Here is a 13,948-nt window from a genome sequence, read left to right on the forward strand (position 1 = left end):
GTCCGCTCCGTCGGCTCGGCCGACCGGCAGCAGCACTGTGCCGGGCACGTCGCCGGCCGCGGCCAGCGCGTCGAGGTCGGGGTGGAGGGGCACGTCACCCACCCCTCCGGCCATGTCGACTGGACCGAGGGCGCCGTCGAACTCCTCACCTCAAGCACCGACTGGCCCGACACCGGGCACCCGCGCCGCGTCGGTGTGTCGTCCTTCGGCATCAGCGGCACCAACGCCCACGTCATCGTCGAGCAGCACACCCCGGCCGCCCCCGACGCACCGGAACCGCCTGCGGTCACCCCCGGTGTCGTCGGCTGGCCGGTCTCCGCCCGCACCGAGGCCGCGCTGGACGAACAGCTCGACCGGATCCGCGCGCAGGCGGCGGGCCGCCCGGCGGTGGACGTCGGCTACTCCCTGGCCGCCGCCCGCTCGACCTTCGACCACCGCGCGGTGCTGCTCGCCACGGGGGAGCAGCCGGTCGAAGTGGCCCGGGGCGAGGCCCGCAGCGGGCCCCTGGCGGTGCTGTTCTCCGGCCAGGGGGCCCAACGGCTGGGCATGGGGCGAGAGTTGTACGGCCGCTTCCCGGCGTTCACGCAGGCCCTCGACGAGGTACTCGACGAACTCGATCCCGGAGTGCGGGAGGTGATGTGGGGGGAGGACCCGGCCGCGCTGGAGCGTACGGGTGTGGCGCAGCCGGCGTTGTTCGCGGTCGAGGTCGCGCTGTTCCGACTGGTGGAGTCGCTGGGGGTCGCGCCCGAATACGTTGCCGGTCATTCGGTGGGTGAGATTGCGGCCGCGCATGTGGCGGGGGTGTTGTCGCTGCGGGATGCGTGTGTGCTGGTGTCGGCGCGGGCGCGGTTGATGGAGGCGTTGCCGCAGGGCGGTGCGATGGTGGCTGTGGAGGCGGCCGAGGACGAGGTGCGTGTGTATCTCGGCGATGACGTGGCGTTGGCTGCGGTCAACGGGCCGCGTGCCGTGGTGCTTTCCGGCACCGAGGACGGTGTCGAGCGGGTGCTGGCGGCGCTGGGGGAGCGGCGGCACACGCGTCTCTCCGTCAGCCATGCGTTCCACTCGCCGCTGATGGAGCCGATGCTGGACGACTTCCGCACTGCACTCGCCGGGGTCGCCTTCGGCGAGCCCGGCTTGCGTTTCGTCTCTCATCTGTCCGGCGGTGACGGGCGTTCCGTCGAGCACTGGGTGCGGCATGTCCGGGAGACCGTACGGTTCGCCGACGGTCTGAGTGCCCTGGCCGACGCCGGTGTGCGGCACTTCCTGGAGATCGGACCGGACGCCGTCCTCACGCCCCTGGTCGAGCATGCCGTGCCGCTGCTGCGCCGGGACCGGGACGAGGAGACGGCCGCCGTGACCGCGCTCGCCAGGCTTTATGCCTCCGGCGTCCCCGTCGACTGGCCCGCCCTCCTCGCGGGCACCGGCGCCCGCACGGTCGACCTGCCCACCTACCCCTTCCAGCACGAGCGTTACTGGCCCGAGCCCGCCGACGCCGTGGCCGTGGCCACGTCCGGTGACGGTGTGGACGGCGACTTCTGGGCCGCCGTCGAACGCGAGGACCTGGCGGCGCTCGCCGCACGTCTGGACATCGGTACCGAGGCGCTCGGCGGCGTCGTCCCCGCGCTGTCGGCCTGGCGCAGCCGACGGCGCGCCCGGTCGCAGTCCGACGCGCTGCGCTTCCGCGAGACCTGGCAGCCGCTGCCTGCGGCATCCGTGGCCGCATCGTCCGGCACCTGGCTGGTCGTGCTGCCCGCCGAAGGGCCCGACACCGACAGCGCCTGGCTCGACGCCGTGACCGGTGCCCTCGGCCCGGACACCGTGTCCGTCCGGCTCGGCAAGCGGCCCGCGCGCGGTGAACTCGCCGAGGAACTGTCCCGGCTCACCGCCGACGGCACCCGGTTCACGGGGGTCCTCTCCCTGCTCGCCGGCACCGACGCCACCCGCTGGACCAGCGTCCCGGTCGGCCTCGTCGACACCGCCGTACTGCTCCAGGCCATGGACGACGCCGGGATCCGCACCCGGATCTGGGCAGCGACCCGTGGCGCGGTCGCCGTCTCGCCCGACGACACCGTCCAGCCCCTCCAGGCCGCCCTGTGGGGTCTGGGCCGGGTCGCCGCGCTGGAGTACCCGGACCGCTGGGGCGGGTTGATCGACCTGCCGGGAGAGCCGGACGCCGCCGCACTGCGCCGGCTCACCGCTCACCTGTCCGGCGCAGGCGAGGAGGACGAGGTCGCCGTACGCGGCGCCGGTGTCTTCGGACGGCGTCTCGTGCCGGCGCCGGGCGCGGAAGGGGCCCCGGTGTGGGAGCCGTCCGGCACGGTGCTGATCACCGGCGGGACCGGTGCGCTGGGCGGCCATGTGGCCCGGTGGGCCGCGCAGCAAGGTGCCGGGCATCTGCTGCTGCTCAGCCGCCGAGGCCGGCAGACGCCCGGGGCCGAGGAGCTGGAGGCCGAGCTGACCGCGCTCGGCGCGCGGGTCACCATCGCCGCATGTGACACGGCGATCCGCGCCGAACTCACGGCCGCGCTGGACGCGATCCCGGCCGACGCCCCCCTCACCGCCGTAGTACATGCCGCCGGTGTCCTCGACGACGCCGTGCTCAACGGCCTCACCCCGCAGCGCTTCGGCGCCGTGTTCCGCGCCAAGGTCAGCCCCGCGCTGCTGCTGGACGAGCTCACCCGCGACCACGACCTGTCCGCCTTCGTGCTGTTCTCCTCAGTGGCCGGCGCGGTCGGCAACCCGGGACAGGGCAACTACGCTGCCGCCAACACCGTGTTGGACGCACTCGCCCAGCGGCGCCGGGCCGAGGGCCTGCCCGCCACCTCCGTCGCCTGGGGTGCCTGGGACGGCGGAGGTATGGCCGCCGCGCTCACCGAGGCGCTGCGCGAAACCGGCACCACCGCCCTCGAACCCGGGCTCGCCCTCGGCGTGCTCGCCGAACTCGCCGTCGACACCGCCCCCGTGACCGTCGTCGCCGACCTCCAGCAGCAGGACACCCTGCGGATGCTGTTCAGTATCCGCCCCTGCGCCGCCCTCAGCGCCCTGCCAGACGCCGAGGAGGCCCGCAGCGCGGCCCGCAGGCTGCGCGACGACACCCGCTCCGCCGCCTCCGTGCTGCGCCGCAAGGTGTACGCCGCCCCCGAGGACGAGCGCGTCCCGCTCCTGCTCGAACTCGTCCGCACACACGCCGCCGGCGTCCTCGGCCATGCCGCACCTCAGGCCGTGGACGCCGAACGCGCCTTCCACGACATCGGCTTCGACTCGCTGACGTCGATGGAGCTGCGCAACCAGCTCGCCCGCGCCACCGGCCTCGCCCTGCCCGCCAGCCTGCTCTTCGACTTCACCCGGCCCCGCACCCTCGCCGAGCACCTCGCCGCCGAACTCCTCGGCAGCCAGGACGAGTCGGACGGCCCGCTGCTCGCCGCGGAGCCCGCCGACACCACCGAGGACCCGGTCGTCGTGGTCGGCATGGCCTGCCGTTTCCCCGGCGGGGTGCACACCCCGGAACAGCTGTGGGAGCTGGTCGCCTCCGGCGGCGACGCCATCACCGCCTTCCCCACCGACCGCGGCTGGGAGATCCAGGGCCAGGGCGGCTTCCTGCACGACGCCGCCGACTTCGACCCCGAGTTCTTCGGCATCAGCCCGCGCGAGGCGGTCGCCATGGATCCGCAGCAGCGGCTGCTGCTGGAGACAGGCTGGGAGGCGTTCGAACGGGCCGGTATCGATCCGCAGAGCCTGCGCGGCAGCCGCACCGGTGTGTTCGTCGGCAGCAACGGCGTCGACTACCACCACCTCATCGCCCGCGCCAAGGACATGGAGGGCCGAGGCGTCATGCTGGCGGCCAGCGTCATCTCCGGCCGGCTCGCCTACGTCTTCGGCCTGGAGGGCCCGGCGGTCACCGTGGACACGGCGTGCTCGTCGTCGCTGGTGTCGCTGCATCTGGCGGCGCAGGCGCTGCGCAGCGGCGAGTGCTCCCTCGCCCTGGCCGGCGGCGTCACCGTGATGACCACCTCCGCCGCCTTCGCGGGCTTCCGCCACCACGGCGGCCTCGCCGAGGACGGCCGCTGCAAGGCCTTCGGCGACGACGCCGACGGCACCGGCTGGTCCGAGGGCGTCGGCATGGTCGTACTGGAACGGCTGTCGGACGCGGTGCGCCACGGGCATCCGGTCCTCGCCACCGTGCGCGGCTCGGCGGTCAACCAGGACGGTGCGTCGAACGGGTTGACGGCGCCGAACGGGCCGTCGCAGCAGCGGGTGATCCGGCAGGCGTTGGCGTCGGCGGGGCTGAAGCCCGCCGAGGTGGACGCGGTGGAGGCGCATGGCACCGGCACTCGACTCGGGGACCCGATCGAGGCGCAGGCGCTGCTGGCGACCTATGGTCAGGATCGTGAACGGCCTCTGCTGCTGGGCTCGGTGAAGTCCAACATCGGGCACACCCAGGCCGCCGCCGGAGCCGCCGGACTCATCAAGGCCGTCATGGCGCTGCGAAACGGCGTCGTCCCGCGCACCCTGCACGCCGACGTGCCCTCGTCCCACGTCGACTGGTCCGTGGGGGCCGTCGAACTCGCCACCGCCACCACCGACTGGCCCGACACCGGCCGCCCGCGCCGCATGGGCGTGTCGTCCTTCGGCATCAGCGGCACCAACGCCCACGTCCTCCTGGAACAGGCCCCGCAGGTCGAGGCCGAGGAGTCGGAGACGGTCACCGTCACCCCGCGCGTGGTGCCGTGGCCCGTCACCGCCACCGGCGAGGCCGCGCTGGACGCCCAGCTCGACCGGCTCCGCGCCCACGCCGAGGACCGGGCGCCCGTGGACGTCGGCCACTCCCTGGCCGTCGGCCACTCCCTGGCCGTCGGCCGCTCCGCCTTCCCCCACCGGGCCGTCCTGCTCGCCACCCCCGACGGACTCACCGAGGCCGCGAGAACGGTCGCCGAGCCCGGCCCGCTCGCCGTCCTGTTCTCCGGCCAGGGAGCCCAACGGCTGGGCATGGGACGGGAGTTGTACGGCCGCTTCGAGGTGTTCGCCGACGCCCTGGACGCCGTACTCGACGAACTCGATCCCGGAGTGCGGGAGGTGATGTGGGGGGAGGACCCGGCCGCGCTGGAGCGTACGGGTGTGGCGCAGCCGGCGTTGTTCGCGGTCGAGGTCGCGCTGTACCGACTGGTGGAGTCGCTGGGGGTCGTGCCCAAGTACGTTGCCGGTCATTCGGTGGGTGAGATTGCGGCCGCACATGTGGCTGGGGTGTTGTCGCTGCGTGATGCGTGTGTGCTGGTGTCGGCGCGGGCGCGGTTGATGGAGGCGCTGCCGCAAGGTGGTGCAATGGTGGCTGTGGAGGCCGCTGAGGACGAGGTGCGTGCGTATCTCGGCGATGACGTGGCGTTGGCTGCGGTCAACGGGCCGCGTGCCGTCGTGCTTTCGGGCACCGAGGACGGTGTCGAGCGGGTGCTGGCGGCGCTGGGGGAGCGGCGGCACACGCGTCTCTCCGTCAGCCATGCGTTCCACTCGCCGCTGATGGACCCGATGCTGGACGACTTCCGTGCCGCACTGGCCGGTCTGACGTTCGGCGAGCCCACCCTGCGTCTGGTCTCCAACCTGTCCGGCGGTGACGGGCGTTCCGTCGAGCACTGGGTGCGGCACGTGCGGGAGACCGTGCGGTTCGCCGACGGTCTGAGTGCCCTTGCCGACGCCGGTGTGCGGCACCTCCTGGAGATCGGACCGGACGCTGTCCTCACGCCCCTGGTCGAGCATGCCGTGCCGCTGCTGCGCCGGGATCAGGACGAGGAGACGGCCGCCGTGACCGCGCTCGCCCGGCTCCATGCCGGCGGCGTCCCCGTCGACTGGCCCGCCTTCTTCGCCGGCACCGGTGCCCGCCGCGTCGACCTGCCCACCTACGCCTTCCAGCGGGCCCGCTACTGGCCCGAGGCCGCCGAAGCGGCACCGCAGCACTCCGGCGCGGACGCCGAGTTCTGGGCCGCCGTGGAGCGCGCGGACATCCACGCCCTCGCCGGGCGCCTCGACGTGGCCCCGGACGCGCTCGACCGGATCGTCCCCGCGCTGTCCTCCTGGCGAAGCCGCAGCCGGGTCCGGACGACCGTCGACTCCTGGCGTCACCGCGAGACCTGGCAGCCGCTGACCGCCACGGCATCCGGCCGCCGCGAAGGCGTCCGGCTCGTGGTCGTGCCCGCCGAGTCGGCCGCCGCGCCCTGGGCCCGCGCCGTCTCCGACGCGTTCGGCACGGACAGCGCGTTGCTCGTCGTGGACACGTCCGACCGGGCCGAACTCGCGGAGCGGCTACGGCAGTTCGTGCCGGGCGACGCCGCCGAGCCGTACGTCACCCGCGTCGTCTCCCTGCTGGCCGCCGACACCACCGTGCTCCCCGGCGACGTCCCTGCCGGCGCGCCCGCGACGGCCCTGCTCCTCCAAGCCCTCGACGACGCCGGTCTCACGGCACCGGTGTGGTCCGTGACCAGCGGCGCCGTCGCCACCGGCCCCGGTGAGGCCCCCGCCGATCCGGCGCAGGCGGCCCTGTGGGGTCTGGGCCGGGTCGCCGCTCTGGAGTACTCGGACCGGTGGGGCGGCCTGATCGACCTGCCCGGGGACTTGGACGACGCCGCACTGCGCCGGTTCACCGCCTTCCTCGCCGCTCCCGGTGACGAGGACGAGGTCGCCGTGCGGGGCTCCGGCGTCCTCGGTCGCCGATTCGTGCCGGTGCCGGGTGTGGAAGGGGCCCAGGTGTGGGAGCCGTCCGGCACGGTGCTGATCACGGGTGGTACGGGTGCGTTGGGCGGCCATGTGGCCCGGTGGGCGGCGCAGCACGGTGCCGAGCATGTGCTGCTGCTCAGCCGGCGTGGCCGACAGGCACCCGGGGCCGAGGAGTTGGCCGCCGAGCTGGCCGGGCTGGGCGCGCGGGTCACCGTCGCCGCGTGTGACACGGCCGACCGCGCGGAGCTCACGGCGGCCCTGGAGGCGATCCCGGCGGACGCCCCGCTGACCGCCGTGGTGCATGCCGCCGGTGTCCTCGACGACGCAGTGCTGGACGGGCTCACGCCCGACAGGTTCACGGACGTGTTCCACGCGAAGGTCCAACCCGCGCTGCTGCTCGACGAGTTGACCCGCGGACACGACCTGTCGGCGTTCGTGCTGTTCTCCTCCGTGGCCGGCGCGGTCGGCAACCCGGGGCAGGGCAACTACGCGGCGGCGAACACGGCCATCGACGCGCTCGCGCAACGCCGTCGCGCCGAGCACCTGCCCGCCACCTCCGTCGCCTGGGGCGCCTGGGACGGCCGTGGCATGGCCGCCGGAGTCCAGGACACGGAACGCGCCTTGGGGGCCGCGCTCCTCGACCCCGCCGCCGCGCTCACCGCGCTCGCCGAACTCGTCGCCGAACCGCACCCCGTCACCGTGATCGCCGACCTCCAGCACCCCCCGTTCCTCCAGGCGCTGTTCAGCCTCCGCCCGTCGCCCGCCCTGGCCGCGCTCCCCGCCGGCCGGGAGGCGCTGCGCACGGCCCGCACCTCCCGCTCCGCCGGAGAAGAGGCCCGCCGGGCGCTGCGGGACCGGGTGCACGCGACCATCCCCGGCGAGCGGCTGCCGCTCCTGCTCGACCTGGTGCGCACCCAGGCCGCCGCCGTACTCGCCCACCCCGACCCCGCCGCGATCCGACCCGACAAGCCCTTCCAGGACCTCGGCTTCGACTCGCTGACGTCGATGGAGCTGCGCACCCGGCTGGCCCGCGTCACCGGCCTGCCGCTTCCCGCCGGCCTGCTCTTCGACCACCCACGGCCCCGCACCCTCGCCGAGCACCTCCTCGACACGCTGCTCGGCGAGCCGGTCCCCGCGCCCGCGCCGCCGCCGGCCGGGCGGACCGCCACCGACGAACCCCTCGCCATCGTCGGCATGGCCTGCCGCTTCCCCGGCGACGTCCGGTCCCCGGAGGACCTGTGGGAGCTGGTCGCGGGTGGCCGGGACGCCATCGGCGCCTTCCCCACCGACCGAGGCTGGGACCTCGACGTCCTCGCCGGGGCGGGCCGCGGGCACAGCGCCACCACCGAGGGCGGATTCCTGCGCGACGTCGCCGACTTCGACCCCGAGTTCTTCGGCATCAGCCCCCGCGAGGCCCTCGCGATGGACCCGCAGCAGCGCGTCCTGCTGGAGACGACCTGGGAGGCCTTCGAACGGGCCGGCATCGACCCGCACACGCTGCGCGGCAGCCGCACCGGCGTCTTCGTCGGCACCAACGGCCAGGACTACGCCGAACTCGTCGCCCGGTCCGCCGAGAACATGGAGACCCACCTCGGCACCGGCCTCGCGGCGAGCGTCATGTCCGGCCGCATCGCCTACGTGTTCGGCCTGGAGGGACCCGCGGCCACCGTCGACACCGCCTGCTCCTCCTCCCTGGTCTCCCTGCACCTGGCCGCGCAGGCGCTGCGCGGCGGCGAGTGCGAACTCGCCCTGGCCGGCGGCGTCACCGTGATGACCAGCTCCTCCAGCTTCTCCGGCTTCACCGCCATGGGCGGCCTCGCCGGGGACGGCCGCTGCAAGGCGTTCTCCGACGCGGCCGACGGCACCGGCTGGTCCGAGGGCGTCGGTGTCCTCGTCGTGGAGCGGCTCTCCGACGCCGAACGGCACGGGCACCGTGTCCTCGCCGTGGTCCGCGGCTCCGCCGTCAACCAGGACGGCGCCTCCAACGGACTCAGCGCCCCCAACGGCCCCTCCCAGCAGCGCGTCATCCGCCAGGCCCTGGGCGCCGCCGGACTCACGCCCGCCGACATCGACGCCGTCGAGGCACACGGCACCGGCACGACGCTCGGCGACCCCATCGAGGCCGAGGCCCTGATGGCGGTGTTCGGCGGGCACGAGCGCCCGCACCCGCTGCTGCTCGGCTCGGTGAAGTCCAACATCGGCCACACCCAGGCCGCCGCCGGAGTCGCCGGCGTCATCAAGACCGTCATGGCCCTGCGCCACGGCACCCTGGCGCCCACCCTGCACGTCGAAACGCCGTCGTCGCACGTCGACTGGTCGACGGGCCCGGTGGCGCTGCTCGATCGCGCCCTGCCCTGGCCGGTCACGGGTCGGCCCCGCCGGGCCGGCGTGTCCTCCTTCGGTATCAGCGGCACCAACGCGCACGTCGTCCTCGAACAGGCCGCCGACCCCGCCCCGTCGACCACGGACGACATCGGCGCCGTCGCACCTGCCGACCGGCCGCTGCCGTGGGTGCTGTCCGCCCGTACCCCCGCCGCACTGCGCGGCCAGGCCGCCGCGCTCGCCGACGGCATCGCCCAGCACCCCGCCGCGGACCTCACGGACATGGCCCACGCCCTCGCCGCCACCCGGGCCGTCTTCGAGCACCGCGCGGTCGTCGTCGGCACCGGCCGTGACGCCCTCCTCGCCGGACTGGGCGCGCTCGCCGCGGGCGACACGGTGACCGCCCCAGTGGTGCGCGGCACCGCCGACGGCGAGGGCCGTACCGTCCTCGTCTTCCCCGGGCAGGGCGCCCAGTGGGCCGGCATGGGCGCCCGGCTGCTGGAGGAGTCCCCGGTGTTCGCCGCGCGCATCGCCGAATGCGCCGCCGCCCTCGCCGAGTTCACCGACTGGTCCCTCACCGACGTCCTGCGCGGCGCCGACGGCGCCCCCGCACTGGAGCGCGTGGACGTCGTCCAGCCCGCCACCTGGGCGGTCATGGTCGCGCTCGCCGCGCTCTGGGAAGCGCACGGCGTCACCCCCGACGCGGTCCTCGGACACTCCCAGGGCGAGATCGCCGCGGCCGTCGTCGCCGGGGCCCTGTCCCTGTCCGACGGCGCCCGCGTCGTGGCCCTGCGCAGCCGGGCCATCGCCCGCCGGCTCGCCGGACGCGGCGGCATGATCGCGGTCCCGCTGCCCGCCGCCGACGTCGAACCCCGCCTCACCGCCTGGGACGGGCGGCTGTCCCTCGCCGCGGTCAACGCCCCCGACGCCGTCGTCGTCAGCGGCGACGCCGCATCGCTCGACGAGTTCTTCGGCCGGCTCACCGACGAAGGCATCCGCGTCAAGCGCATAGCCGTCGACTACGCCTCGCACTCCGCCCACGTCACGGACCTGCACGCCGACCTGCTCACCGACCTCGCGCCCCTCACCCCCCGCGCCCCGCGGATCCCGCTGCTGTCCACGGTCACCGGCGAACGCCTCGACACCGCCGCCATGGACGCCGAGTACTGGTACCGCAACCTGCGCCGGACCGTGCGGTTCGCGGACGCGGTGCACACGCTGCTCGACCAGGGCTTCACACGGTTCGTCGAGTCCGGACCGCACCCCGTGCTGACCGGCGCCGTCCAGTCCTGCGCCGAGTCGGCCGACGCCGACGCCGTCGCCGTCGGCACCCTGCGGCGCGGCGAGGACGGCACGGACCGGGTGCTCACCTCCCTCGCCGAGGCCTTCGTGCGCGGCGTCCCCGTGAACTGGACGGCGGCGACCGGTACCGGCCGTTCCCGGGCCGTGGACCTGCCCACGTACGCCTTCCAGCGGCAGCGGTACTGGCCCACCGCCGCGGCCATGAGCACCGACGTGTCGGGCGCCGGCCTCGACGCGACCGGGCACCCGCTGCTCGGCGCCGCCGTCACCGTCGCCGACTCCGGCGACCTGGTCCTCACCGGCAGCCTGTCCCTGTCCGCACAACCCTGGCTCGGACAACACCGCGTGTCCGGCGCCGTGTTCTTCCCCGGCACCGGATTCCTCGAACTCGCCGTCCGCGCCGGCGACGCCGCCGGCTGCGGCCGGGTCGACGAACTCACCATCGCCGCCCCGCTCGTCCTGCCCGAACGCGGAGCCGTCCAGGTGCAGGTCCGGGTCGACGCGGCCGACGAGGAGGGCCGGCGCGGCCTACGGTTCCACTCCCGGCCGGCCCGCGGCGACGCACCCTGGCAGCTGCACGCCACCGGCGCCCTCTCCCGCGACCCGGCCACCCCGGCCCCGCTCGACACCACCGAATGGCCGCCCGCCGGCGCCACCGAGATCGACGTGAGCGACATCTACGAGCGTTACGCCCGCGCCGGACTCGACTACGGGCCCGCCTTCCAGGGGCTGCGCGGCGTGTGGCGGCTCGACGACGACGCCTACGCCGAGGTCGTCCTGCCCGACCCGGCCGGCGCCACCCCGGGCCTCGGGCTGCACCCGGCGCTCCTGGACGCCGTACTGCACGCCGGTGTCCATGCGGGCGAGGAGAACCACGAGCGGACGCTGCCGTTCAGCTGGCAGGACGTCACCCTGCACGCCTCCGGTGCCACCGTGCTGCGCGCCCGCATCGTCCGCACCGGACCCGACACCCTCACCCTCGCCGCGACGGACGTCGAGGGCGACCCCGTCGTCACCGTCGGCACCCTCACCCTGCGCGCCGGCACCGACCGGCCCACTGCCGGCCCGGCCGACGACCCGCACGACGCCCTGCTGCACCTCGCTTGGGAACCCGCGCCGGCCGACCTGGCCGCACCCGCGGGCGCCCGCTGGGCCGTCGTCGGCGACGACTCCCACGGCCTCGGCCAGGCCCTGGCCCTGGCGGGGGAGAGCGTCGTCGCCTACGCCGAGACCTTCGCCGCCGCCATCGGCGAGGACGGCGACAACGGCCCCGTCCCGCACGGCTTCCTCGTCAGCGTCACCGGCGGCGAAGCACCCGAGGCGGTGCACGACACCGTCGCCCGGACCCTGACGCTGCTGCAGGAATGGCTCGACGACGAACGCCTCGACCGCTCGCGGCTCCTCCTCGTGACCCGCGGCGCCGTCGCCCCCGACGGCGGCGACGTGACCGACCCGGCCGCGGCCGCCGTCTGGGGCCTCGTCCGCTCCGCCCAGTCGGAGAACCCGGGCCGCTTCGTCCTGGTCGACCTCGACGAGGCAGAGACGTCCGCCACGGCCCTGCCCGCCCTGCTCGTGGCCGAGGAGGAACAGTGGGCGGTCCGCGACAGCCGGCCACGCGTGCCCAGGCTCGCCCGGGCCGCCGCGGACAAAACCGCCGCCGGCACCCGCGGTATCGCCGACTGGAACCCGGACGGCACCGTCCTCATCACCGGCGGCACCGGCGGCCTCGGCGGCGAACTCGCCCGGCACCTGGTGACCCGGCACGGCATACGCCACCTGCTGCTGGCGTCCCGCACCGGCAAGGCCGCGCCCGACGCCGACGCCCTGCGCGCCGAACTCACCGCCGCCGGCGCCTCGGTGACCGTCGCGGCCTGCGACGTCGCCGACGCCGACGCCGTCGACGCGCTGCTCGCCGCCGTGCCCGCGGAGCACCCGCTGACCGCCGTCGTGCACACCGCCGGCGCCCTCGACGACGGCGTCCTGCCCTCCCTCACCCCCGAGCGGGTCTCCGCCGTCCTGCGCCCCAAGGCCGACGGCGCCTGGTACCTGCATCGCGCCACCCGCGACAGGAGCCTCGCCGCGTTCGTCCTGTACTCCTCGGTCTCCGGCGTCCTCGGCAGCCAGGCCCAGGCCGGCTACTGCGCCGCCAACGCCTACCTCGACGCCCTCGCCGTCCACCGCCGCGCACACGGCCTGCCCGCCACCTCCCTGTCCTGGGGATTCTGGGCCCGCCGCACCGGCATGACCGCGCAGCTGACCGAGACCGACATCCAGCGCATGGAACGCTCCGGCACCCCACCGCTCGGCCTCGACCTCGGACTCGCCCTGTTCGACGCCGCGCTCACCCGCGACGACGCCCACCTCGTGCCGCTGCGGATCGACCGCACGCGCGCCGGCGGCGACGTACCGCCCCTGCTGCGCGGCCTGCTCGGCGGAGCCCGGCGCACCGCCGCCACCGCGACCCGGTCCTTCGCCACGCTCCGCGACCGGCTCGCCCGGCTCGACCCCGCCGAACAGCACAAGGCGCTGACCGACCTGATCGTGGAGACCTCCGCCGTGCTGCTCGGCCGGCGCGAGGAAGGGCCCCTGGACCCGAACCGCGAATTCCTCACCCTGGGCTTCGACTCGCTCATCGCCCTGGAACTGCGCAACCAGCTCGGCGAGGCCCTCGGCCTGCGGGTGCCGACGTCCGCCGTCTTCGACCACCGCACCCCCGCCCGGCTCGCCCAGTGGCTCCAGGGCCAGTTGGCCGCCCTCGGCAACCGCGCGGCGACCGGCCCCGGCACGCTCACCGCGAACACCCGCGAGGGCGCCCCCGACTCGGTGGTCAACCTGTTCTTCGACACCGTCAGGAACGGCAAGACCCTGGAGGCCATGCGGCTGCTGATGGCCGTCGCGGCGACCCGACCCCAGGTCGGACTTACCGCCGAAGTGCCGGAGCTGCCGCAGCCCGTCGCCCTGGCCGAAGGACCCGCGTTGCCCCGGCTGATCTGCGTCAGCGCGCCCGGCGCCACCGGCGGCGTGCACCAGTACGCCCGTATGGCGGCCCCCTTCCGCGGCAGCCGGCACGTCAGCGCCCTGCCCCTGCTCGGCTTCGCCGAGGGCGAGGCACTGCCCGCGGACAGCGAGGCAGCCGTACGGCTCATCGCCGAGAGTGCCCTGCTGGCCAGCGAGGGTGAGCCGTTCGTCCTCGTCGGCTACTCCATGGGCGGCACCTTCGCCTACCGCGCGGCGGGCGTACTGGAGGAGACCTGGGGCATCCGGCCCGAGGGCGTGATCATGCTCGACACGCTCAGCCTCGAATACAAGGCGGGCGAGGGCGTCGACTGGGACCTGTTCCACGAGAACTACCTCGCCGACATGGACAAGCCGGCGGTCAAGGTCGACAGCGCCCGGCTGTCCGCGATGGCCCAGTGGTTCCTGCGGATGACGACGGGCGGCGCGGAACGCTACAAGACCGGCGTGCCGAGCCTGCTGATCCGCTGCACGGCCTCCATGCCCGCGGTCGACCGCGGCGACGAGGCCCCGCCCGTGCCCGCCCACACCACCCGCATGATCGACGCCACCCACCAGACCCTCATCGCCGAGCGGTCCCACGAGACCGCCCGGCTCATGGACGAGT

At 74.9% G+C, this 13,948-nt stretch carries 1 protein-coding gene; it reads left to right on the forward strand.

Annotation, left to right across the window (positions count from 1 at the left end; translation table 11 throughout):
- Positions 1–81 precede the first annotated feature (81 nt).
- Positions 82–13,948 (forward strand): type I polyketide synthase (locus tag EAO75_RS47280; protein ID WP_261989269.1); only part of this gene is annotated, 13,867 nt, incomplete at its 3' end.

This window comes from Streptomyces sp. UW30 (assembly GCF_008042075.1).
Lineage (GTDB): Bacteria > Actinomycetota > Actinomycetes > Streptomycetales > Streptomycetaceae > Streptomyces.